The 23,313-nt window shown below is 70.4% G+C and carries 19 protein-coding genes; 4 read left to right on the forward strand and 15 right to left on the reverse strand.

The window, feature by feature from the left end:
- Positions 1-45: 45 nt before the first annotated feature.
- The 15 genes from OG883_RS21760 to rsmH form a co-directional block, all read right to left on the reverse strand.
- Positions 46-342, reverse strand: a complete 297-nt coding sequence (locus tag OG883_RS21760; RefSeq protein WP_266543353.1) for a YggT family protein — start codon at positions 340-342, stop codon at positions 46-48.
- Between the two features lie 70 nt (positions 343-412).
- On the reverse strand, positions 413-1,018 hold the full coding sequence (locus OG883_RS21765) for a cell division protein SepF (protein WP_266543354.1): 606 nt from the start codon (positions 1,016-1,018) through the stop codon (positions 413-415).
- 125 nt (positions 1,019-1,143) lie between these two features.
- On the reverse strand, positions 1,144-1,863 hold the full coding sequence (locus OG883_RS21770; RefSeq protein WP_266543356.1) for a YggS family pyridoxal phosphate-dependent enzyme: 720 nt from the start codon (positions 1,861-1,863) through the stop codon (positions 1,144-1,146).
- Positions 1,856-2,629: a peptidoglycan editing factor PgeF gene (gene pgeF, locus OG883_RS21775; protein WP_266543358.1), complete on the reverse strand. Its 774-nt coding sequence runs from the start codon at positions 2,627-2,629 to the stop codon at positions 1,856-1,858. The genes OG883_RS21770 and pgeF overlap by 8 nt, the downstream gene beginning before the upstream one ends.
- Positions 2,626-3,834 carry a cell division protein FtsZ gene (ftsZ, locus tag OG883_RS21780; RefSeq protein WP_266543360.1) on the reverse strand — a complete coding sequence of 403 codons (1,209 nt, stop codon included), beginning with the start codon at positions 3,832-3,834 and terminating at the stop codon, positions 2,626-2,628. Before ftsZ ends, pgeF begins: the two co-directional genes overlap by 4 nt.
- A 274-nt stretch (positions 3,835-4,108) precedes the next feature.
- Positions 4,109-4,921 (reverse strand): cell division protein FtsQ/DivIB, encoded by an 813-nt coding sequence (locus OG883_RS21785; protein ID WP_266543361.1) that lies wholly within the window; start codon positions 4,919-4,921, stop codon positions 4,109-4,111.
- Between the two features lie 54 nt (positions 4,922-4,975).
- Complete coding sequence (gene murG, locus OG883_RS21790) at positions 4,976-6,070, reverse strand: undecaprenyldiphospho-muramoylpentapeptide beta-N-acetylglucosaminyltransferase (RefSeq protein WP_266543363.1); 1,095 nt, start codon at positions 6,068-6,070, stop codon at positions 4,976-4,978.
- A 6-nt stretch (positions 6,071-6,076) separates the two neighbouring features.
- Positions 6,077-7,537 carry a putative lipid II flippase FtsW gene (ftsW, locus tag OG883_RS21795; protein ID WP_266543365.1) on the reverse strand — a complete coding sequence of 487 codons (1,461 nt, stop codon included), beginning with the start codon at positions 7,535-7,537 and terminating at the stop codon, positions 6,077-6,079.
- A 90-nt stretch (positions 7,538-7,627) separates the two neighbouring features.
- The gene (gene murD, locus OG883_RS21800) at positions 7,628-9,064 is read right to left on the reverse strand and encodes a UDP-N-acetylmuramoyl-L-alanine--D-glutamate ligase (protein WP_266543367.1); all 1,437 of its coding nucleotides are present in this window, start codon (positions 9,062-9,064) and stop codon (positions 7,628-7,630) included.
- Positions 9,046-10,116: a phospho-N-acetylmuramoyl-pentapeptide-transferase gene (mraY, locus tag OG883_RS21805; protein WP_266543369.1), complete on the reverse strand. Its 1,071-nt coding sequence runs from the start codon at positions 10,114-10,116 to the stop codon at positions 9,046-9,048. The genes murD and mraY overlap by 19 nt, the downstream gene beginning before the upstream one ends.
- Entirely contained in the window at positions 10,113-11,552 is a 1,440-nt protein-coding gene (murF, locus tag OG883_RS21810) for a UDP-N-acetylmuramoyl-tripeptide--D-alanyl-D-alanine ligase (RefSeq protein ID WP_266543371.1), read from the reverse strand. The genes mraY and murF overlap by 4 nt, the downstream gene beginning before the upstream one ends.
- Before the next feature lie 4 nt (positions 11,553-11,556).
- Positions 11,557-13,134 carry a UDP-N-acetylmuramoyl-L-alanyl-D-glutamate--2,6-diaminopimelate ligase gene (locus tag OG883_RS21815; protein WP_266543373.1) on the reverse strand — a complete coding sequence of 526 codons (1,578 nt, stop codon included), beginning with the start codon at positions 13,132-13,134 and terminating at the stop codon, positions 11,557-11,559.
- A 176-nt stretch (positions 13,135-13,310) separates the two neighbouring features.
- A complete protein-coding gene (locus OG883_RS21820; RefSeq protein WP_266543375.1) occupies positions 13,311-15,254 on the reverse strand; it encodes a penicillin-binding protein 2 in 1,944 nt (647 codons plus the stop codon).
- Positions 15,255-15,258: 4 nt separating this feature from the next.
- Positions 15,259-15,915 (reverse strand): septum formation initiator family protein, encoded by a 657-nt coding sequence (locus tag OG883_RS21825; RefSeq protein WP_266549300.1) that lies wholly within the window; start codon positions 15,913-15,915, stop codon positions 15,259-15,261.
- Between the two features lie 50 nt (positions 15,916-15,965).
- Complete coding sequence (gene rsmH, locus OG883_RS21830) at positions 15,966-16,919, reverse strand: 16S rRNA (cytosine(1402)-N(4))-methyltransferase RsmH (RefSeq protein WP_266543377.1); 954 nt, start codon at positions 16,917-16,919, stop codon at positions 15,966-15,968.
- A 486-nt stretch (positions 16,920-17,405) separates the two neighbouring features.
- Between rsmH and OG883_RS21835 the strand changes: the two genes are divergently transcribed.
- The 4 genes from OG883_RS21835 (at position 17,406) to OG883_RS21850 (ending at position 23,005) form a co-directional block, all read left to right on the forward strand.
- Positions 17,406-17,948 (forward strand): carbonic anhydrase, encoded by a 543-nt coding sequence (locus OG883_RS21835; protein ID WP_266543379.1) that lies wholly within the window; start codon positions 17,406-17,408, stop codon positions 17,946-17,948.
- Between the two features lie 223 nt (positions 17,949-18,171).
- Entirely contained in the window at positions 18,172-19,218 is a 1,047-nt protein-coding gene (locus OG883_RS21840) for a MoxR family ATPase (RefSeq protein ID WP_266543380.1), read from the forward strand.
- On the forward strand, positions 19,218-20,582 hold the full coding sequence (locus OG883_RS21845; protein ID WP_266543382.1) for a DUF58 domain-containing protein: 1,365 nt from the start codon (positions 19,218-19,220) through the stop codon (positions 20,580-20,582). The genes OG883_RS21840 and OG883_RS21845 overlap by 1 nt, the downstream gene beginning before the upstream one ends.
- Positions 20,579-23,005, forward strand: a complete 2,427-nt coding sequence (locus OG883_RS21850) for a DUF3488 and transglutaminase-like domain-containing protein (RefSeq protein WP_266543384.1) — start codon at positions 20,579-20,581, stop codon at positions 23,003-23,005. The genes OG883_RS21845 and OG883_RS21850 overlap by 4 nt, the downstream gene beginning before the upstream one ends.
- Positions 23,006-23,313 lie beyond the last annotated feature (308 nt).

Below are 23,313 nucleotides of genomic sequence, written 5' to 3' on the forward strand. Positions count from 1 at the left end.
TCTTCACCTCTACGTAGTCGTCGGCAGTCGGCAAGACCGTATCGTTCACATCCGGCTCGCAAAGCTGTTCACGATGGAGATCAGGATGTAGACGATGATCATCAGAACGAAGAAGGACAGGTCGAGTGCCACGCCCCCGAGACGCAGCGGCGGAATGAACCGCCGCAGAAGCTTGAGCGGTGGATCGGTGACAGTGTAGGTGGCCTCCAGAACGACCACCATCGCCTTGCCAGGTTGCCATGAGCGGGCGAACTGGAAGACGTAGTCCATGACCAGCCGGAAAATCAGCACGATGAGGAAGCACATCAGCGCGATGTAGACCACCTGTAGCGCTACGCCCATCCCGCGCTTCCCTCTCCCCTGGCTCTCGTGAATCCGGCCTCGCGGCCGGGTTGTTCCCGGTGTCGTGTTCTCAGCTCTGGTTGAAGAATCCGCCCTCTGCGATGCGGGCCTTGTCCTCCGCCGTGACATCGACGTTAGCAGGCGACAACAGGAACACCTTCTGCGTCACTCGTTCAATGCTGCCATGCAGACCGAAGACAAGTCCCGCGGCAAAGTCGACAAGTCGCTTTGCATCGGTGTCGTCCATCTCCGTGAGATTCATGATCACAGGGGTGCCCTCACGGAAGTGTTCCCCGATGGTACGGGCCTCGTTGTAGGTCCGCGGGTGCAGAGTGGTGATGCGGTAGGGCTCCCGCTCGGACACAACCTTGGGCATGATCACCGGTGCGTTCTTCTCCAGGCTCGGACGTTCAGGTGTGATGGATGCCACGGGGGCGATTCGTGCCGGACGTCCGCTTTCAGCGGGAAGCGGAACCGGCTCGCGCTGCGCGGGCGGCTGCACCACCCGCACCGGCTCTTCCCGCTCCACCTGGTGCGGGGGCTGGTGCCGCCGGTGGTCCCGCTCGGGCTCCGGCTCGGGTTCGAAATCGTCATCGGGATCGAAACCCCGGCCGTCGTACCCATCGTCCTCCACGAGGCCGAGGTAGACCGCCATCTTGCGCATCGCGCCGGCCATTCTCTGAGTCCTCCGCTCTGTGGTGGATCGGCATTCGTCACCAAGTGCCCGCGATCCACTCGGTCCGTCCCGCTATGTGCGGGAATGACCATATTTTCTACTGTGGTCCGACTTGCTTCGCGACGTTACCCGAGCCGGGGTCGGTCTCCGAGTACCGCAGTGCCGACGCGTACATGTGTCGCTCCCGCCGCCACTGCCTGTTCGAGGTCCGCACTCATCCCTGCTGAAACCATGTTCGCAGCCGGATGCCCGGCGCGCAGGCTGGATGAAAATTCCATCAGCCGCTCGAACGCCTCCTGTTGCCGTCCCGCGTACGGGCCGGCGAGCGGCGCGACGGTCATCAGTCCGTCGAGCCGCAGCCCTGGCGCCCCGGCCACCGCCGCGGCCAATTCCTCAATACCGTCCGGCGCGATGCCGCCCCGGTCCCCGCGCTCGCCCGACTCCGCGTCGAGCGCGACCTGGATCAGGCACCCGAGTTCACGCTCCGCGCGCACCGCGGCAGCGGACAGTGAGGAAACGAGCTTGAGACGGTCGACGGACTGCACTACACCGGCATAACTCGCCACAGAACGGACCTTGTTGGTCTGCAACTGTCCGACGAAGTGCCAGATGAGGTCCAGATCCGAGCAGGCGGCGGCCTTCGGAGCCGCGTCCTGGTCCCGGTTCTCGGCGACATGACGGACGCCGAGCTCATGGAGCAGCCGGACGTCACTGGCGGGATAGGTCTTGGTGACCACGATCAGGGTCACCTCCTCCTGCTTGCGGCCGGCGGCCGCGCAGGCGGAGGCGATACGTTCCTTCACCGTCGCCAGGTTGCGGGCGAGTTCGGTTCCACGGTCAGACATTGCCGTCCTCCTCCAGCCTTCGGCCGGAAGGTACCCCAAGCCAGACATATCCGGCGAGCCGCCCAGTGATGCGGTCGCGGCGGTACGAGTAGTGGTCGCGTGATTCAAGGGTGCAGACCGGCGAAGCCTGCCGGTCCCGTACCCCGAGCGCTTCGAGCTGGGCATGGACCCCGGCCGTGACATCGACGGCCGGGGTGCCCCAACTGGTCTCGGCCCAGGCCGCCGGTTCGACCGCGGCCACCTCCGCCCGCATCTGCTCGGGAACCTCGTAGCAGCGTCCGCAGACGGCGGGTCCGGTACGGGCGACGATGCGGGCCGGCTGCGCGCCGAGCGACTTCATCACCTCGACGGCGGCGGGCACGATCCCCGCGATCATCCCCGGCCGGCCGGCGTGCGCGGCGGCCACGACGCCCGCGACCGGGTCGGCCAGCAGTACGGGAGTGCAGTCCGCGGTGAGTACGGCGAGGGCGAGTCCGCGCCGCGCGGTGACCACGGCGTCCACCTGCGGGACCGGCCCGTCGGCCCACGGCCCCGTCACCTCGGCCACATCCTTGCCGTGGACCTGGTTCATCCAGACGACCGCGTCCGGGTCGAGCCCCAGTTCCTTCGCGGCAATCGCCCGGTTGGCCAGTACGGCCCCGGCGTCGTCGCCGACCGCTCCGCCGAGGTTGAGCTGCTCGTACGGAACGGCGCTCACCCCGCCCCACCGGTCGGTGAAGGCGAAGTGCGCGCCGCTCTCGTGTATCGCGTCGTGCTGCACGGTCACTTCAAGAAGTCCGGGACATCCAGCTCTTCGGCCTGGCTGTCCTGGTACGGACGGGCCGGCGGGACCTGTGCGGATCCGCCCAGGTCGTTGGCGACCGGAGCGGGTTCGACCGGGGCCGCCGAGGGCTCGTCGCGCGTAGGTACGGTGCCGAGTCCGCCGGACGGACGCGAGGTCTCCGTGGACCGCGACGGGGTGGCCGGCTGCTCCTCGCGCTTGGCGGAGCTGGAGCCGATCACGTTCTCCCGGCGGGTCGGCGGCTGGCCGCCGTCGAAGCCGGCCGCGATGACCGTGACCCGCACCTCGTCGCCCAGGGCGTCGTCGATGACCGCACCGAAGATGATGTTGGCCTCGGGGTGGGCGGCCTCGCTCACCAGCTGGGCGGCCTCGTTGATCTCGAACAGGCCGAGATCCGAACCGCCGGAGATGGAGAGCAGCACACCGCGGGCGCCATCGATCGACGCCTCCAGGAGCGGCGAGGAGATCGCCATCTCGGCGGCGGCCACCGCGCGGTCGTCGCCGCGCGCCGAGCCGATACCCATGAGCGCCGACCCTGCCTCGGACATCACAGACTTGACGTCGGCGAAGTCGAGGTTGATCAGGCCGGGGGTGGTGATGAGGTCGGTGATGCCCTGGACACCCGACAGCAGTACCTGGTCCGCGGACTTGAACGCGTCCAGCACGCTGACCTGACGGTCCGAGATGGACAGCAGGCGGTCGTTCGGGATGACGATGAGGGTGTCGACCTCTTCGCGGAGCTCGGCAATGCCGTCCTCCGCCTGGTTGGCGCGACGGCGGCCCTCGAAGGTGAATGGCCGGGTGACCACACCGATCGTCAGGGCGCCGAGCGAGCGCGCGATGTTGGCGACGACGGGTGCGCCGCCGGTGCCGGTGCCGCCGCCCTCTCCGGCGGTGACGAAGACCATGTCGGCCCCCTTGAGGACCTCCTCGATCTCCTCACGGTGGTCCTCTGCCGCTTTGCGACCGACTGCGGGGTTGGCTCCGGCCCCCAGGCCGCGGGTGAGTTCACGACCGACGTCGAGCTTGACGTCGGCGTCGCTCATCAACAGGGCTTGCGCATCAGTGTTGATCGCGATGAACTCGACGCCCTTGAGACCGACCTCGATCATTCGGTTGATGGCATTGACACCACCGCCGCCGACACCGATGACCTTGATGACTGCGAGGTAGTTCTGCGGTGCTGCCACGTCGAAGGCCTCTCGCCTCGAGTTACGTGTCGTCGCTTCGCGGTTGCCGCGTCGCGACGACGGATGCCGATGGGACGGTCCGAACGCCGACCCAAACCCTAACGTTGAAGTTCAGGGTTACCAGTGTGTCTGCTTCTTGGACTCTCCGAACAGGACACTAAGTCGACAAGTGGCGCACGTTCAACGAACACGCCGAACCTCCCGTTTTTCTTTTCACCCTATGTGATCACCCATAGCGATGACCAACCAGGGTGCTGGCCAGCACAAATGCGCGTCAACTCCCTGACGAGGCAGGCGCGGTGGGTGCGCTCACATCGAAGTGCCGGGCCTTTGGCGCGGCTTTCATCAGTGCGGTGAGTGCGCGCGCCTTCGCCTCTCCGTCCTCACCACTGCCCCAGACCACCGTGCGGTCCCCGCTCAACTCCAAAGAGATGAAGTCGTACGAGCTCACGGTGACGACTCTGGTGTCCGCCGCGACTTTCCCGGGGAGTGCACCCCTGACCCGGACCGCCTCCACAAGGAGCCGTCCCTCGCCGAATCGTCGCAGACTCGGAGACCGCTCCGCGGTCAATTCCAGCAGGGGAACACCCCGGGGTGCCTTGTTCACCGTGGCGAACCGGACGCCCTTCGCGTCCACTTCGATGAACTTTGCGCCCTTTTCGATAAGCAGGACCGGCTTTCGCTCGGTCACTTTCAGACCGATCCCGTCCGGCCATGACCGCTCCACATCCACCGCGTCGATACGGGGCAGCTTATGCCTCAGCCGGGCCTCAATGGCATCCGTATCGACGGAAATCAGCGGCGACCCGATCGGGACGTCCGCCGCCGCGTCCACCTCACCCGGCGTCAGAACCTCGGTCCCGGTGGTTGTCACGCGCTCCACGCGCAGCCATTCGGAGCCGTAGAACACCCAGATTCCGCACACGAGGATCACGATCGCGGCAAGGGCGATCAGCAGGGCGCGACGGCCGGGGAGCCGCCGACGGCGGGCCGGGGAGCCCGGGCGGGACGGGCGGGCCGACCCGCCGGGCCCGGCGGGTCGGCCAGGGGTGCGGGGCCCCCGGTCGGCGGTGGTCGGTCCGGCCACGCTCCCGGTCTCCTTCCGGCTGGGTCCCGGGGCTGCCCCCGGGACGGCACAGCCTCACGCCTGGCGGCGCGCGGCAATCGCCTCGTACACCATGCCGACGAGCAGGTCGTCGGCATCCCTGCGACCGAACTCGGCGGCCGCACGGGACATCTCGTACAGCCGGTGCGGATCGGCGAGCACCGGAAGGACATTGCCCTGGACCCATTCGGGGGTCAGTTCGGCGTCGTCGACCAGCAGTCCGCCGCCGGCCTTCACCACCGGCTGGGCGTTGAGCCGCTGTTCGCCGTTGCCGATCGGCAGCGGTACGTACGCGGCGGGCAGGCCCACGGCGGAGAGTTCGGCGACGGTCATCGCGCCCGCGCGGCAGAGCATCATGTCGGCCGCGGCGTACGCGAGATCCATCCGGTCCACGTACGGTACCGGGATGTAGGGCGGCATACCGGGCATGTTGTCCACGCGCGGCAGTTCGTTCTTCGGACCGACCGCGTGCAGGATCTGGATGCCGGAGCGCTGCAGCACCGGCGCGATCTGCTGGATCACCTCGTTGAGGCGGCGGGCGCCCTGCGAGCCTCCGGAGACCAGCAGCGTCGGCAGATTGGGGTCCAGGCCGAAGGCAGCACGCGCCTCGGGCCGTACCCGCGCACGGTCGAGGGTGGCGATGGTGTGGCGCAGCGGGATGCCGATGTAGCGGGAGTTGCGCAGCTTGCTGTCGGGCGTGGCGACGGCCACCCCGGCGGCGTACCGCGAACCGATCTTGTTGGCCAGGCCGGGGCGGGCATTGGCCTCGTGGACGATGATCGGCACCCCGAGCCGCTTGGCGGCCAGATAGCCGGGCAGCGCGACATAGCCGCCGAAGCCGACGACACAGTCCGCCCTCGTGCGCTCCAGGATCTGCTCGGCGGCCTTGATGGTCCCGCGCAGCCGCCCGGGGACGGTGATCAGCTCAGGGGTGGGCCTGCGCGGCAGTGGAACGGCGGGGATGAGCGCCAACTCGTAGCCCCGCTCGGGCACGAGCCTGGTCTCGAGCCCCTTCTCCGTGCCGAGGGCCGTGATTCCCACGCTCGGGTCCTGCCTGCGCAGGGCGTCCGCGAGGGCGAGCGCGGGCTCGATGTGGCCGGCGGTCCCCCCACCGGCGAGTACGACATGCACCGAAATTCACCGCTCTCCGGACGGACGCTTCTTGACGCGCCGTCTCATCGTCTTCCATCTCACCCCGGGCCTCCGCATGGCCAGGGCCGCTCTCGCGGCGGGATCCTCTCGCGCAAAGGCGATCAGCAGCCCGATAGCGAACATGGTCGGCAGCAGGGCCGATCCTCCGTAGGAGAACAGCGGGAGCGGGACACCGGCGATCGGCAGCAGGCCGAGCACCGCACCGATGTTGACCACGGCCTGGGCCGTGATCCACGTGGTCACACCTCCCGCTGCGTACCTCACGAAGGGGTCCTCCGTGCGTCCGGCCACGCGGATACCCGCATAGCCTAGAGCCGCGAAGAGGGCGAGCACCGACAGCGTCCCTGCAAGGCCCAGTTCCTCACCGGCGATGGCGAAGATGAAATCGGTGTGCGGTTCGGGGAGTTGACCCCATTTTTCCACACTTGCACCGAGGCCGGAACCGAACCATCCGCCGGAGGCAAGAGCATAGATGCCGTGGACGGCCTGCCAGCACTCGCCTTGGGGTCCCAGGTCGATCGCACCGATACAGGAGAGCCGGGACATCCGGTTCTCGTTGGTCTTGATGAGCACAAAGCCGACGAGGCCGGCCACGGCGAGGACGCCCGCGAAGAGCCGGGTGGGGGCGCCGGCCAGCCACAGCAGCCCGAAGAGGATCGCGGTGAGAATAATCGCCGTACCCATGTCGCCGCCGAGCATGATCAGGCCGAGCAGCAGGAAGGCGACGGGGACGAGCGGCACCAGCATGTGCTTCCACTGGGTCAGCAGCCGCCTGTCCTGTTTGCGGGCGAGGAGGTCCGCGCCCCACAGGATCAGTGCCAGTTTGCCGAACTCACTGGGCTGGAGCTGGAACGGGCCGCCCAGGTAGATCCAGTTCTGGTTGCCGTTGACCTCGTGCCCTATCCCCGGGATCTGCACGAGCGTCATCAGAAAGACGGCGCCCACCAGGAGCGGGTAGGACAGGGCCCGGTGGAGCTTGCCGGGCATCCGGGAGGCGAGCAGCAGCAGACCGGTGCCGATGGCCGCGGCGAGGAACTGCTTGCGGAAGAAGTACGACGCCGGGAGCGAGAGCTCCAGCGCCTTGATCATCGACGCGGAGTACACCATCACCAGGCCGAGCACGGTGATGAGGAGGCTGCTGCCGAGGATCAGGTAGTACGCGGTCAGCGGGCGGTCCCAGGCCCGCCGCGCCTGCTCGTACATCCGCCGCACGCCGCCGCCACGGGGCCGGCGCGGCGCGCTGGGCCCGCCGGCGGTGCCGCGCGCGGCGGGTGGCCGGCGTACGGCGTCCCCGGCCCGGTTGCGCAGCGCGATGCCGACCGGGGCACCGCCCCGGATCCCGCGCCTCAATCGGCCGGGCTGGAAGATCCAGCCCGTCCGGTGATCGAGGACGGAGGGTGTGGGGACGGAGCCCCCCGGTGCGGGGGCGGTGTCATCGGCCGGCATGTTCGCTGTCCCCTCCACTCGTGCCTGGCGCGGCTGCCGGGATCCCGGGGCGGCCCCGGGGTCGCCGGCACGGCGCGGGGGTCGGGCCGGTCAGGCGCCCTCGGCGGCGAGTGCGCGGACCGCGTCCGCGAACGCCTCGCCTCGCTTGTTGTAGTTGGCGTACATGTCCATCGAGGCGCAGGCCGGGGCCAGCAGAACCGTGTCTCCCGGCCTGGCGAGTCGGGCTGCTTCGTGGACCGCCGCCGACATCGCCCCAGTGTCGGTCCGGTCGAGGTCGACGACCGGTACCTCGGGGGCGTGTCGCGCGAGGGCTTCCCGGATCAGGGCGCGGTCCGCACCGATCAGTACGGCTCCGCGCAGTCGCTTTGCCGACTTCTCGACGAGTTCGTCGAAGGTCGCACCCTTGGCGAGGCCCCCGGCGATCCACACGATGGGGTCGTAGGCGGCCAGTGAGGCCTCCGTCGCATGTGTGTTGGTGGCCTTGGAGTCGTCGATGTACGCGACGCCCGCCACGTCCAGGACATGCTCGATGCGGTGGGCGTCGGGGCGGAAGTTGCGCAGTCCGTCGCGTACGGCGACGGGCGGTACACCGAAGGCACGGGCCAGCGCGGCCGCCGCGAGGGCGTTGGCGATGTTGTGCGGAGCCGGCGGGTTGACGTCGGCGACCTCGGCGAGCTCCTGGGCCTGCTTGTCCCGGTTGTCCACGAAGGCGCGGTCGACCAGGATTCCCTCGACGATTCCGAGTTGGGAGGGTCCCGGCGTTCCGAGGGTGAAGCCGATCGCCCGGCAGCCCTCCTCCACGTCGGCCCCGCGCACCAGGTCCTCGGTCGCCTTGTCGGCGGCGTTGTAGACGCAGGCGATCTGATTGCCTTCGTAGATATGGCCCTTGTCGGCGACGTACGCCTCCATGGAGCCGTGCCAGTCGAGATGGTCCGGCGCCAGGTTGAGCACGGCCGCGGAGTGGGCGCGCAGTGAGGGCGCCCAGTGCAGCTGGTAGCTGGAGAGTTCGACGGCGAGGACGTCATACGTCTCGTCGCCGAGGACCGCGTCGAGCAGCGAGACCCCGATGTTGCCGACGGCCGCCGTGCGCAGGCCCGCGGCCTCGAGGATCGAGGCGAGCATCCGTACGGTCGTGGTCTTGCCGTTGGTGCCGGTGACCGCGAGCCAGGGCGCCGCTTTCCTGCCGTCCCGCCCGCGCAGCCGCCACGCCAGTTCGACATCGCCCCACACGGGGACGCCCGCCTCGGCGGCGGCCAGGAAGAGCGGCTTGTCCGGCTTCCAGCCGGGCGTGGTGACGATGAGCTCGGTACCGGCGGGCAAGGTGGCCCCGTCGCCGAGGCGCACGGTGATCCCCTGCGCCTCCAGCTCGGCGGCCTGCGTACGGGAACGCTCGTCGTCCCCGTCGTTGACGACCGTGACGACGGCGCCCAGGCCGTGCAGCACCCGGGCCGCCGGGATCCCGGAGACCCCGAGCCCCGCGACGGTGACCTTCTTGCCCTGCCAGGTGCTCACTTGTCGGCTGCCCATCCCGCGTAGAAGAGGCCCAGACCCACGATCACGCACATGCCCTGGATGATCCAGAAGCGGACCACCACAAGGACTTCGGACCACCCCTTGAGTTCGAAGTGGTGCTGGAGGGGCGCCATCCGGAAGACGCGCTTACCGGTCATCTTGAACGAGCCGACCTGGATGACCACCGACATGGTGATCATCACGAAGAGGCCGCCGAGGAGGGCCAGCAGGAGCTCTGTACGGGAGCAGATCGCCAGACCCGCGAGCGCGCCGCCGAGGGCGAGTGAACCGGTGTCACCCATGAAGATCTTGGCGGGTGAGGTGTTCCACCACAGGAAGCCGAAGCAGGCGCCCATCAGCGCGGAGGCGACGACCGCGAGGTCGAGTGGATCGCGTACCTCGAAGCAGGCGTTGGGGTTGGTCAGCGTCACCGCGTTGGCGCAGGACTCCTGGAACTGCCAGAGCCCGATGAAGGTGTACGCGCCGAAGACCATCACCGACGCGCCGGTGGCCAGGCCGTCCAGACCGTCCGTCAGGTTCACGCCGTTCGACATGGCGAGAATCATGAACAGCGCCCAGACGACGAACAGCACCGGGCCGATCGACCAGCCGAAGTCCGTGATGAACGACAGCTTGGTGGAGGCGGGGGTGTTGTCGCGTTTGTCGGCGAACTGCAGCGAGAGCACCGCGAAGGCGATGCCGACGATCAGCTGGCCGGCCATCTTCGCCTTGGCCCGCAGGCCGAGCGAACGCTGCTTGACGATCTTGATGTAGTCGTCCAGGAAGCCGACCAGGCCCATGCCCGCCATCAGGAAGAGCACCAGCACACCCGAGAAGGTCGGGTCCTCACCGGTGATGACCTTGGCGAGCGCGTACGCGACAAGAGTGGCCAGGATGAAGGAGATGCCGCCCATGGTGGGCGTGCCCTGCTTGCTGCCGTGGCTGCGCGGACCGTCGTCCCGGATGAACTGCCCGTATCCCTTGCGGGCCAGGAGCTTGATCAGCAGCGGGGTACCGACCAGGGTCAGGAAGAGCCCGATGGCCCCCGCGAAGAGGATCTGCCTCATCGGCCGGCAACCTGCCCTTCCGAGGACGCTGCCGTGCTCTCGAGCAGCGCCTGGGCGACCCGCTCGAGCCCGACCGACCTGGATGCCTTCACCAGCACGACGTCTCCCGGACGCAGTTCACTGCGCAACAGGTCGACCGCCGCCTGCGCGTCGGACACGTGCACCGACTCCTCACCCCACGAACCCTCGTTATATGCGCCCAGTTGCAACCAGGACGCTTCCCTGCCCCCGACTGCGACGAGCTTGCTGACGTTGAGCCGGACGGCGAGCCGTCCGACAGCGTCGTGCTCGGCGAGCGCTTCGTCGCCGAGCTCGGCCATCTGGCCGAGCACCGCCCACGTCCTTCCCCCCTGTGCCCGTGAGGCGCTGCCCATGGCGGCCAGCGCACGCAGCGCTGCTCTCATGGACTCGGGGTTCGCGTTGTAGGCGTCGTTGACGATCGTCACGCCGTCCGGACGCTCGGTGACCTCCATGCGCCAGCGGGAGAGGGTGCCCGCCTCGGAGAGCGCACGGGCGATCTCGTCGACGGACATGCCCAGCTCATGGGCGACGGCGGCCGCGGCGAGCGCGTTCGACACGTGGTGCTCACCGTACAGCCGCATGGTCACGTCACTGCACCCGGTGGGTGTGTGGAGCGTGAACGCGGGCTGCCCCAGGCCGGTGAGGCGGACATTCTCGGCACGTACGCCGGCGTCCTTGGCCTCTCCGAACAGGACAACCCGGGCCTTGGTACGGGTGGACATGGCGCGTACGAGAGGGTCGTCGGCGTTGAGCACGGCCACACCGCCCGCTTCGGCCGGCGGCAGACACTCCACCATCTCGCCCTTGGCCTCGGCGATCTGCTCACGGCCGCCGAACTCGCCGATGTGGGCGGTGCCGACGTTCAGTACGAGACCGACCTTCGGCGGGACGAGGCCGGTGAGGTAGCGGATGTCGCCGATGTAGCGGGCGCCCATTTCGAGGACGAGGTGCTCGGTGTCGTCGCCGGCGCGCAGCGCGGTCAGCGGCAGTCCGATCTCGTTGTTGAGGTTGCCCGCCGGGTAGACCGTGGGTCCCTTGCGCTCGAGGAGCTGGGCGATCAGGTCCTTGGTGCTCGTCTTGCCGGCCGAACCGGTGAGCGCGACGGTGGTGGTGCCGAGCCGTTCGACGACGGAGCGCGCCAGGGCGCCGAGCGCGGCGGTGACGTCGGGCACGACGATCGCGGGGACACCGACGGGGCGGGCTGCCAGTACCGCTGCCGCTCCCGCGGCCACGGCGCGCTCTGCGTAGTCGTGGCCGTCGACGTGTTCGCCCGCGAAGGCGGCGAAGAGAGAGCCGGGCCGTACGGCGCGGGAGTCGATCACGACGTCACCGGTGACCCGTACGGCGGGATCCGGTATGTCGTACGACTGCCCGCCGACGATTTCGGCGATCTCGGCGAGGGAGAGGGCGATCACTTGGTCATCCCTGACTGTTCTGGATTGCTGCGCGAAGGACCTGACGGTCGTCGAAGGGGCGGACCACTCCGGCGATGTCCTGGCCCTGCTCATGGCCCTTGCCGGCGATCAGCACAGTGTCACCGGGCTGTGCGCGGGCGACCACCGCGGCGATGGCCGCCGCCCGGTCGGCTTCGACCAGGACGTCGCCGCGCTCGTGGATCGGCACCTCGGCGGCGCCCGCGAGCATCGCGGCGAGGATCGCGAGGGGGTCCTCGGAGCGGGGGTTGTCGGAGGTCAGTACGGCAGTGTCGGCGAGGCGTGCGGCAGCGGCGCCCATCGGGCCGCGCTTGCTCTCGTCGCGGTCGCCGCCGCAGCCGAGCACGATGTGCACCTTGCCCTCGGTGACCTTGCGCAGGGAGCGCAGGACCGATTCGACGGCGTCCGTCTTGTGGGCGTAGTCGACGACGGCGAGGTACGGCTGGCCCGCCTCCACGCGCTCCAGGCGGCCAGGTACTCCGGGGACGGCGGCGACGCCGTCGGCCGCGGTCTGCGGGTCGAGGCCGGCCACGGCGAGGGTGACGACGGCGGCCAGGGTGTTGGCGACGTTGAAGGGGCCCGGCAGCGGGGCCTCGGCACGGATCCGCTCGCCGTTCGGGCCGACCGCGGTGAATGTGGAGCCGTGGGAGCCGACTTCGACCTCCTCGGCCCGCCAGTCGGCGTCCGGGTGGCCCTCGGCGGAGAAGGTGGTGACCGGGACGGACGCCTCCTTGACCAGCCTGCGGCCGTACTCGTCGTCGAAGTTGACGACCCCGACCTTGCTGCGCTTCGGGGTGAACAACTGCGCCTTCGCCTGGAAGTAGTCCTCCATGCCGGAGTGGAATTCCATGTGCTCGGGGCTGAGGTTGTTGAAGACCGCGACGTCGAAGACGCAGCCGTCGACCCGGCCGAGCACGAGGGCGTGGCTGGAGACCTCCATGGCGACCGCCTCGACACCGCGCTCACGCATGACGGCGAACAGGGCCTGGAGGTCGGTGGCTTCGGGGGTGGTGCGCTCGGACTTGATGCGCTCGTCGCCGATCCGCATCTCGACCGTGCCGATCAGCCCGGTCGCGCGGCCGGCCGCCCGCAGCCCGCCCTCGATGAGGTACGCCGTGGTGGTCTTGCCGGAGGTGCCGGTGATGCCGATCTGGAGCAGGTCGGCGCCGGGGTGTCCGTAGATCTCCGTGGCGAGCTCGCCCATGCGGCCGCGCGGGTTCTCGGTGACCAGGACCGGCACGCCGGTCGCGGCGGCGCGCTCGGCGCCCGCCGGGTCGGTGAGGATCGCGGCCGCCCCGAGGTCCGCGGCCTGCGCGGCGAAGTCGGCACCGTGGAAGCGCGCACCCGGCAGGGCCGCGTACACGTCACCGGGGCGTACCGCCCGCGAGTCGTGGGTGATGCCCGTGATTTCACCAGCGACCCCGTCGGGACCGGGGGTCTTCGCACCCAGCCGTGCGGCCAGTTCCCCGAGCGAGGTCGGGCGGGGCCGTTCCGGACGGGGCGCACCCGGGTGATTCGCGGGGGCGTCCTTCTGGGTGGTTCGGTACTGATCAGCGTGTGACACGGCGGTGAGCGTACCGGGCGTACCCGGCCCGGGGCTAAATGAGGGGGCCTTGGGCACAGCGCGGTCCGGCAACGGTGGTGGTGGGAGAGGGGAGGGAGAGGGGGCCGCGGCGGCGGGGTTCTCCGGCCGGTTCCCGGAATCGGAGGTGATGGATGTCACTGGTGGTTCCTCCGGGGTCACTCGCCGGATGTGAAGGAGACGGGCAGCCGGGCGGGCTCGCTGCCGGTCGGTGCTACCTGCAGGGTCTTGAGGGAGAACTCCATGACCTTCTGGTAGATCGGGCCGCAGATCTGGCCGCCGAAGTAGCTGCCACTGGTGGGGTTCTGGATGGCGCAGTAGACGGTGATCTCCGGTTTGTCGGCGGGCGCGAAGCCGGCGAAGGAGGCGGTGTAGCCCTTGTAGCGGCCCAGCTCCGGGTCGACGCGGTTGGCCGTGCCGGTCTTGCCCGCGACGCGGTAGCCGGGGATACGGGCCTTGGTGCCCGTGCCCTCCTCGTTGCCGACGACCGACTCCAGCATGGTGGCCAGGGTCTTGGCGGTCTGCTCGCCGACCACCCGGGTCTTCCTGGGGGCGGGGGCCGCGGTGAAGCGCCCGTCGGGGCCCTTGGTGCCGCGGATCAGGGTGGGTTCGATGCGTACGCCGCCGTTGGCGATCGTCGAGTAGACGGAGGCCGCCTGCATGGCGTTGATCGAGAGGCCCTGGCCGAAGGGGATCGTGTACTGCTGCGAGGTGGACCATGCCTGCGGCTTGGCGAGAATGCCGGGAGTCTCGCCCGGATACCCGAGCCCGGTCGGGCTGCCCAGGCCGAATTTCCGCAGGTAGGAGTAGAGCACCCGGTTGGCCTCGCGCTGGGACCTGCCGAGCTGGCCGGTCGCCAGGATGGTGCCGATGTTGCTGGACTTGGCCAGTACGCCGTTGAGCGTGAGGTACCAGGTGGGGTGGTCGATGTCGTCCTTGAAGAGCCGGTCGCCGCGGTGCAGCCGGTTGGGGACGACGACATGGGTGCCGGGCGTGGCGGCCTTCTCCTCGAGCACGGCGGCCATCGACATCACCTTGGCGGTGGAGCCCGGTTCGTACGCGTCCTGAAGCGCGGCGTTCCCCATGGCGGCCGAGTTGGCCGCGGAGAGGTCGTTGGGGTCGAAGCCGGGCGCGTTGGCCATGGCGAGGACCTCGCCGGTGCGGGCGTTCTGCACTATCACGTAGCCGCGATCCGCCCTGGACTTCTCCACCTGGTCGCTGATGGCCCGCTGGGCGGCCCACTGGATGTCCCGGTCGATGGTCAGCTCGATGTCGGACCCGGGGACCGCCGGGACCTCGCGGGAGCCCGCGGTGGGGACGCGCCGGCCGCCGGACTGGGCGTAGGTGATCTGCCCGTCCTGGCCGGCGAGGTCCTTGTCGAGCATGGACTCCACGCCACCGCCTCCCCTGCCGTCGGCGTTGACGTAACCCAGTATCCCGGCGGCGAGATCGCCGTTGGGGTACACGCGTTTGCTGCTCGGCTCCTGGAAGACGCCGGACAGCACATTGGCGCCCGGTCCGCCCTTGCGCTTGTCGGCCCTGGCCTTCTCGGCGAAGACGCTCTTGAGATCCTCGATCTGGTTCCAGACCTGCGGGGTCTGGCGGCGGGCCAGCACGGTGTAGCGCGACTCGGGTGTCCTGAGCTGCTTGGCCAGCACCGCGGCGTCCTTGCCGAGGATCGGGGCGAGCAGCGCGGCCGCCTGTTCCGGCGCGTCGGGGGCCTTGCTCTCCTCCGGCGTGAACATCTTCGGGTCGGCGGTGATGTCGTGCGCGTCGACGCTGGTGGCCAGGGCGATACCGGCCCGGTCGGTGATCTCGCCGCGCTCCGCGGTGAGCTTGTGGCTGAGGTAGCGATTCTTCTCGGCCTTGGCGGCGTATGCGCTCGCATCGACGGCCTGCACCTGGAGCAGCCGGACGACGAACGCCAGCATCACCAGGGTCAGACCGAGGCTGATGAGCCGCAGCCGGGGCCGGGGGCTGCCCAGCCGGATCGGGCGCGCCGTCGCGCGCGGCGCCGGTCGCGGACGACGGGAGGCGGGACGCGCGGACAGCCGCCGGGCGGGTCCTGGCACTCGGCGGCGCGGTGGTTCCTTGGGGGGCACTGCGTCACCTGCCGGGGGTCGTCGGGGTCGGCTTCGCGGGTGTGCGTGAGGGCGCCGGGGCCTTGGGGGGCACGGGCGTGCTGGGCGGCCGGGGCGCGGCCTGCTGCGGCCGCGCGGAAACGGACGGGGGGGCCGGGGAGGCCGGGGCCGACACGGAGGGGGCCGGAGCGGCCGGAGAGGGTACGGAGGGGGCCGGAGCGGAAGGGGCCGAGGGCCGGGCCTGTGCCGACGGTGAGGCAGAGACGGGGGCCGAGGGCGCGTGCGCGGCCGAGGGCGCGTGCGCGGCCGCGGGCGGCCGGGCCACCGGCCGCCGGGCCGCCATCGGGGACGGGTCCCGGGACAGCTGCGTGGTGACCCGTCCCGGGACGCCCCGCACTCTGCCGTCCGGGTCGAGGAAGGCGGGGCTGCCGCCGGGGACCATGCCGAGCTCGCGGGCCCGCCGCTCCAGTGCGCCGGGGGCGGAGTAGCTGTCCACGTCCCGCTGCAGCGCCTGCTCCTCGTCGGTGAGCTCGGTGGTCTGCTTCTTGAGCTCGCTCAGCTTGAACGAGCCCTGGTTGAGAGCGGAGTTCAGCAGCAGCAGCGTGATCAGCCCGCCGCCGAGGAGCAGCACGACCAGCAGGACGAAGGGGGCACGGGCGGCGGTGCTCGGCCCGGACGGCATCAGCCGCGCGAGCCGCGCGGCCCGGCCCTTCAGCTGCTTGGCCGCTGTGCTCACACGTCCTCCCGGATGCGCTGCGCTCCCCTGAACCGCGCGGGCGCCGCGCGGCGGTTCTCGGCGATCTCTTCCTCCGTCGGGAGTTCCGCGCCGCGGGTCAGCAGCTTCAGCCGCGGCTGGTACTGCTCCGGTACGACGGGCAGGCCGGGCGGCGCGGTGTTGGCGGCGCCGGCCGCGAAGACCTGTTTGACCAGCCGGTCCTCGAGCGAGTGGTACGAAAGGACACCGATCCGCCCGCCGACGGCGAGTGCCGCCACCGCGGCCGGGATCGCCCTCTCCAGGACGGTCAGCTCGCCGTTCACCTCGATGCGCAGCGCCTGGAAGGTGCGCTTGGCGGGGTTGCCGCCGGTGCGTTTGGCGGCCTGCGGCAGAGCGTCCCGGATCAGCTCGACGAGCCGGGCGCTGTTGGAGAAGGGCTCCTTCTCCCGCTCCCGCACGACGGCCGAGACGATCCGCTTGGCCTGCTTCTCCTCGCCGTACGCGCGCAGGATCCGCACCAGTTCGCCCGGCGGGTAGGTGTTGAGGACCTCGGCGGCGCTGACGCCGGTCGTCTGGTCCATGCGCATGTCGAGCGGGGCGTCCTGGGCGTACGCGAATCCGCGGTCGGCCTCGTCCAGCTGCATGGAGGAGACACCGAGGTCGAAGAGGATGCCCTGGACGCGCGGGATGCCCAGCCGCTGAAGGACCTCGGGCAGCTCGTCGTAGACGGCGTGCACCAGGGTGGCCCGCTCGCCGAACGGGGCGAGCCGCTCGCCGGACAGCCGCAACGCTTCCTTGTCCCGGTCGAGCGCGACCAGGTGTGCCTCGGGAAACCGTGTGAGCAGTGCCTCGCTGTGCCCGCCGAGACCGAGGGTGCAGTCGACGACCACGGCGCCGGGGCGTTCCAGCGCCGGCGCCAGCAGGTCCAGGCACCGCTGGAGCATCACCGGGACGTGTCGGCTCTGGCTCATGCGCGCCCCTCGCAGGGCTCGTGGCGCCATTCGCCGTGCGCACGGCTTCCGATGATTCGCTCGCTGCGCTCGCTCATGCGCCCTCTCAGGTCCGGCGCGGGCGTATGTACTGCCGGGTCCCCGCCCGCTCAGAAGGGGAGGTGGTCCGCCGGCGCCTTGGAAGTGGCGTCGGCCGACCGGCGAGCGGGAGGAGGCCGAGCCGTACGTACGCCGCACACGCGGGGGGAGTCTGGAAATGTTCAGGATTGTGTCCGTGAACTTCGCGTCATCGGACTTCGCGTCACTTTAGTCCACGGGCCCTTCCGGTCAATCAACCGGCCAGCGCGTCGCACGGGGCGTCCGGGAAGGGGGCGCGGGAGCGGCCACGTCACCCGTACGGGCGACGTCCTGGCACGCGTGTGGGTTACCTCACAACAAGCCTCATTGACGTTCTTTGTCCCCTCTCACAGCAGGCCGGGACTCCCTGTGCCCATTACCGTCATCCTCATGTCGACTTCCGCGCACCACCCCGCCGACGCAACACGTTCCGGCGGCACGGTCACCGATCGTCTCGTCGAGGCGAACCTGCGCTATGCCGCCGGCTTCCGGGATCCGGGCATGGACGCGCGTCCCGTACTGCATGTCGCCGTGGTGGCCTGTATGGACGCCCGGCTCGACCTGCACGACGCGCTCGGCCTGGAGCTGGGCGACTGTCACACCATCCGGAACGCCGGCGGTGTGGTCACGGACGATGTGATCCGGTCGCTGACCATCAGCCAGCGGGCGCTGGGGACCCGAACCGTCATCCTGATCCACCACACCAATTGCGGTCTGGAGAAGATCACCGAGGACTTCCGGCACGAGCTGGAGGACGAGGTCGGGCAGCGGCCCGCCTGGGCGGTCGAGGCGTTCCGGGATGTCGACCAGGACGTACGGCAGTCGATGCAGCGGGTGCGCACCTCGCCGTTCCTGCCGCACACCGACGATGTCCGAGGCTTCGTCTTCGATGTCACCCAGGGTCTGCTGCGGGAGATCGACCCGGTTGTATGAGCGGTCGGACGCCCCATGCATGAGCGGTCGGACGCCCGAGAAAACAAGGCAAAACCTCCATATCCCACCCCTTTATCCACAGGCGAGTGACACGAAGCGGTAACGGCAACAAGAATGCATGTGTGGCACCCTTCCGGAACCTTCCGGAGACGGTGTTCGTGTTTTGGGGTGGGCCGGGCCGTCTGAAGAGCGTCGGCCCGTAGAACGGGCCGAGGAGGGCCGGGTGACGACCTATGACGATCGAGCGAGCCTCACAGATCTGACCACCACAGCGGAGCGTGTCCGCAGGTCGGTGGAGGGTGTGATCGAGGGCAAGCCTGAGGTCGTACGGCTTTCGCTGACCGTGCTACTCGCCGAGGGGCATCTGCTCATCGAAGATGTGCCGGGCGTGGGCAAGACAATGCTGGCCAAGGCACTGGCGCAATCCATCGACTGTTCGGTACGGCGTATCCAGTTCACGCCGGACCTGCTGCCGTCCGACATCACCGGTGTGTCGATCTACGACCAGCAGCGGCGTGACTTCGAGTTCAAGCCGGGCGCGATCTTCGCCCAGATCGTGATCGGCGACGAGATCAACCGCGCTTCGCCCAAGACGCAGTCCGCGCTCCTCGAGTCCATGGAGGAGCGCCAGGTCACCATCGACGGGCACACCTACGAACTGCCCAGCCCCTTCATGGTCGTGGCGACGCAGAACCCGGTGGAGATGGAGGGCACCTACCCGCTGCCCGAGGCGCAGCGCGACCGTTTCATGGCGCGGGTGTCGATCGGCTACCCCAGCGCGGAGGCCGAGCTCCAGATGCTCGATGTGCACGGCGGCATCTCGCCGCTCGACGACCTCCAGCCGGTGGCGCACGCCCACGACATCGTGAAGCTGATCGACGCGGTGCGTACGGTCCATGTCGCCGAGTCCGTACGGCGCTACGCGGTGCAGCTGGTGGCGGCCACCCGCAGCCACCCCGATCTCAGACTCGGCGCCTCACCGCGCGCCACGCTGCATCTGCTGCGGGCCGCGAAGGCCTCGGCAGCGCTCAGCGGTCGTGACTACGCCCTGCCCGACGATGTCCAGGGCCTGGCGGTGCAGGTGCTCGCGCACCGGCTGCTGCCCACCGCGCAGGCGCAGTTGAACCGCCGTACGGCCGAGCAGGTCGTGCTGGAGATCATTCAGCGCACGCCCGTGCCCACGACCGGGAGCTCCGACGGCGGCCACGTCCCGGGCCGGCCGGCGCAGCCGCCGCTCTACGGCCAGCAGCCCGGCGCCCGGCGGTTGTGATGTCCGCCGGGGGCCCCTCCGCCGCGGAAGGCAAGGACGCGAGCGGGGTGCGGGCGGCCCTGGGCGGGCTGACCACACGCGGCCGTTCGTTCCTGGCCGCCGGAGTGGCGGCGGCGGTGTGCGCGTACGTCCTGGGGCAGGGTGACCTGCTCCGGGTCGGGCTGCTCCTCGCCGTACTGCCGCTGGCCTGTGTGGCCGTGCTGTACCGCACCCGCTACCGGGTCGCCGGCAGCCGTCGTCTGTCGCCCTCGCGGGTGCCCGCCGGGTCCGAGGCACGGGTGCATCTGCGTATGGACAACGTCTCGCGGCTGCCCACCGGACTGCTGATGCTCCAGGACCATGTGCCGTACGTGCTGGGGCCGCGGCCCCGGTTCGTCCTGGACCGGGTGGAGGCGGGCGGGCGGCGCGAGGTGTCGTACCGGGTCCGTTCCGATCTGCGCGGGCGCTATCCGCTCGGGCCGCTGCAACTGCGGCTGAGCGACCCCTTCGGGCTGTGCGAACTGACCCGCTCCTTCAGCGCGTACGACACCCTCACCGTCATTCCCCGGACCGAGACGCTGCCGCCGGTGCGGCTCGCGGGCGAGGCATCGGGGTACGGCGACGGGCGGCAGCGCTCGCTGGCCCTGGCCGGCGACGACGACATCATCCCGCGCACCTACCGCTACGGCGACGATCTGCGCCGGGTGCACTGGCGTTCCACCGCGCGGTACGGCGAGCTGATGGTGCGCCGCGAGGAGCAGCCTCAGCGGGCCAGATGCACGGTGCTCCTGGACACCCGGAGCACCGCCTATCGGGGGGCGGGCCCCGACTCCGCCTTCGAGTGGGCGGTCTCGGGCGCGGCCTCGGCGCTGATGCACATGCTGGAACGGGGCTTCGCGGTCCGGCTGTTGACGGACACGGGAAGCTCGGTGCCCGGAGAGGGCGCCGACGGCTTCGCCGGGGCGACCCAGGAGTCCGCGGGCTCCGCGGGTCTGATGATGGACACGCTCGCGGTCGTCGACCATTCCGACGAGGACGGGTTCTCCCGTTCGTACGACGTGCTGCGCGGCGGGAACGAAGGACTGCTGATCGCCTTCTTCGGCGATCTCGACGAGGAGCAGACGGCCCTGGCGGCCAGGATGCGGCAACGCAGCGGCTCGGCCGTCGCCTTCGTCCTGGACAGCGGGACCTGGGGGAACAGCGGCGGTGCGGCCGGGACGGTCGACGACCGGCTGAGACAGCTGCGCGAGGCGGGCTGGACCGCATTGGCCGTGCCGCCCGGGGCGCCGCTCGCCGATCTGTGGCAGCAGGCGGGCCGGCAGCGCATGGAGTCGTCCGGGTCCTCGGGCAGCACTGCGAACGGTTTCTCTGGGGGTTGGTCATGAGCGGTCGTGGAAGGCTGGCACTGTGCGCCTTCGCCGCCACGCTGATGGCGGCGGGCGCAATGCTGCCGCTGGTCGATCCGGCCACCTGGATTCTGCAGGCGGCGTTCCTGCTGGCCGTTCAGAGCGGGGTGGGCGCGCTCGCGCGGCGGGTGCCGCTGGCCCGGCCGCTGACGGTGGCGGTGCAGGCGCTCGTCGCACTGCTGATGCTCACCGTGGTTTTCGCGCGGGGCCGGGCGATCCTCGGAGTACTGCCGGGGCCCGAGGCGTTCCAGCAGTTCGGCCGGTTGCTGAACGCGGGCGGCGAGGACGTCGGGCGGTACGCGATCCCGGCGCCGGCGACCGACGGCATCGAGCTGATGGTGATCGGCGGCGTGCTGGTGATCGGCCTCGCGGTGGACGCGCTCGCGGTGACGTACCGCAGTGCGGCCCCGGCCGGTCTGCCGCTGCTGGCGCTCTACTCGGTGGCCGCCGGACTCTCCGGCGGCGGCGGCGCGAGCTGGCTGTGGTTCCTGCTGGCGGCCACCGGCTATCTGGTGCTTCTGCTGGCCGAGGGCCGGGACCGGCTCTCCCAGTGGGGGCGGGTCTTCGGTGGTGCCGCATCCGCGCAGGGGCGGACCGGGGGCGGGTTCGAACCGCCCGGTGGCAGTGCGCTGGCCCCGGTGCGTACGGGGCGGCGGATCGGCGCGCTTGCGCTGGGCGTCGCGCTCGCCGTCCCGGCGGCGCTGCCCGCGCTGGACGGCGGGCTGCTGGGTGACGCGGGCAGCGGGGACGGCCCGGGGTCCGGCGGGGGCACCATCTCCGCGGTGAACCCGCTGGTCTCGCTGCAGGACAGCCTGAACCAGCCGGACGACCGCGAGGTGATCCGATACCGCACCAACACGACGAGCACCCAGGACATGTATCTGCGGATCGTCGCGCTGGACCAGTTCGACGGCACGGCGTGGAAGTCCTCGGAGCGCAAGGTCAAGGACGTGCCGGACCGGCTTCCCCAGCCGGACGGCCTGAGCAACGCCGTCGGCGTCACCGAGATCAAGACGAACCTCTCGGCCGCCCGCTCCTACAAGCAGAGCTGGCTGCCGATGCCCTATCCGGCGACGAAGGTGGACATCGGCGGGCGTTGGCGCTTCGAGCCCGCCGGACGGACCCTGGTCGGCGACCGCGGTCAGAACACCCGCGGTGCGCAGTACTCCGTCAGCAGCCTGCTCGTGCAGCCGACTCCGCAACAGCTGGCCGCGGCGTCCCCGGCGCCCACCGCGCTGCGGCGCGAGTACACCCGGGTGCCCGAAGTACTGCCGGACGAGGTCGGGGACACCGCGAGGAAGATCACCAAGGGCGCCAGGAACGACTACGAGCGGGGCGTGAAACTGCAGGACTGGTTCTCCGTGGAGGGCGGCTTCACCTACGACACCCAGGTGCAGTCGGGAACGGGCGTCACCGCGATCACCCGCTTCCTGCGGCAGAAGGAGGGCTTCTGCGTCCACTTCTCCTTCTCGATGGCAGCGATGGCCAGGACGCTGGACATTCCGGCTCGGGTCGCGGTGGGCTTCACCCCCGGGTCCCCGCAGTCGGACGGCACCATGTCGGTCGGTCTGCGCGATGCGCACGCATGGCCGGAGCTGTACTTCGAAGGCGTGGGGTGGACACGGTTCGAGCCGACCCCTACCCGGGGCTCCACTCCCGACTACACCCGGGCGCAGACGCCTTCAGGCGGTCCCAGCAGCCCGACGAAGCCTGAGGTCGACGACTCGACGGCGCCGTCCGCCGCGCCGTCCGTCTCGGACAGCTGCCCGGCGCAGGCGCGGCGGCTCGGCGAATGCGGCGCGGTCGCGCCGGCGGCCGTCCAGCCGCCCAAGGACCCGGGGTTCCCGCTGGGGACCGTGCTGCTGGTGGTGCTGGGCGTGGCGGCGGTGGTGCTTGTACCGCTGCTGCCGCTGCTGTGGCGGATCAGTATGCGTGGGCGTCGGCTGGGCTCCCGTGGGCGCACGCCCGCGGACGCCGCGGCCCGGACGCTGGCGGCCTGGGAGGAGATCCGCGACACGGCGTGGGACCACGGCATCCCGCCCGACGACTCGCAGACGCCGCGCAAGGCCGCCGCCCGCATCGTCCGGCTGGGCAAGCTGGAAGGGGAGCCCGCGGACGCGGTGCACCGGGTGGCCGGTGCGGTGGAGCAGGTGCTCTATGCGCCGGAGCCCCGGCCGGGTACGGGTCTCGCGGACGACGCCCAGCAGATCGGGGCCGGGCTGCGGGATGCGGTGGGCCGTAGGACGCGGCTGAGGGCTCTGCTCGCGCCTCGCTCGTCCGTCAGGGTGGTGTGGGCCCTCTCGGCCCGTTGGGCGTCGTTCACGGACCGCTGGGGCGTGCGCCGGTGGCGCCTGGACCGGTGGGCAGGAATCCTGCGCCGCCCGTCCCGCCAGCGAGGCTGACCCGGGGATGATCCGAGGCTGATCCGAGGGCGGACCGTTCGGGCCGGGCGCGATCCCGGCCCGAAGGTCCGCCCTCGGTCCGCTCGCGATCCGCCGAGAGGTCCACCCGGGGCCGGCCGAGATCTGCCCAAGATCCGGCCCGGGCCGTCCGGGGTTCGGCGGAGGTCGGTCCGAGGCCCGTCCGAGGCGCCGGTCCGAGGCGGCTGCGAGACGCACACGAGGCGGGACGCGCGTACATGCGAACGCACGGGTGAGGGGCGACGCTCGAAAGCGTCGCCCCTCACCCGTGCAGCAAGCTCGTGAAGGCG

Source organism: Streptomyces sp. NBC_01142, assembly GCF_026341125.1.
Classification (GTDB): domain Bacteria; phylum Actinomycetota; class Actinomycetes; order Streptomycetales; family Streptomycetaceae; genus Streptomyces.

Coding starts and splice junctions, on each gene's coding strand:
- OG883_RS21760 (WP_266543353.1), bottom strand. CDS start 342: ATGGGCGTAGCGCTACAGGTGGTCTACATCGCGCTGATGTGCTTCCTC.
- OG883_RS21765 (WP_266543354.1), bottom strand. CDS start 1,018: ATGGCCGGCGCGATGCGCAAGATGGCGGTCTACCTCGGCCTCGTGGAG.
- OG883_RS21770 (WP_266543356.1), bottom strand. CDS start 1,863: ATGTCTGACCGTGGAACCGAACTCGCCCGCAACCTGGCGACGGTGAAG.
- ftsW (WP_266543365.1), bottom strand. CDS start 7,537: ATGCCGGCCGATGACACCGCCCCCGCACCGGGGGGCTCCGTCCCCACA.
- murD (WP_266543367.1), bottom strand. CDS start 9,064: ATGGGCAGCCGACAAGTGAGCACCTGGCAGGGCAAGAAGGTCACCGTC.
- mraY (WP_266543369.1), bottom strand. CDS start 10,116: ATGAGGCAGATCCTCTTCGCGGGGGCCATCGGGCTCTTCCTGACCCTG.
- OG883_RS21825 (WP_266549300.1), bottom strand. CDS start 15,915: ATGCCGTCCGGGCCGAGCACCGCCGCCCGTGCCCCCTTCGTCCTGCTG.
- rsmH (WP_266543377.1), bottom strand. CDS start 16,919: ATGAGCCAGAGCCGACACGTCCCGGTGATGCTCCAGCGGTGCCTGGAC.
- OG883_RS21835 (WP_266543379.1), top strand. CDS start 17,406: ATGTCGACTTCCGCGCACCACCCCGCCGACGCAACACGTTCCGGCGGC.
- OG883_RS21845 (WP_266543382.1), top strand. CDS start 19,218: ATGTCCGCCGGGGGCCCCTCCGCCGCGGAAGGCAAGGACGCGAGCGGG.
- OG883_RS21850 (WP_266543384.1), top strand. CDS start 20,579: ATGAGCGGTCGTGGAAGGCTGGCACTGTGCGCCTTCGCCGCCACGCTG.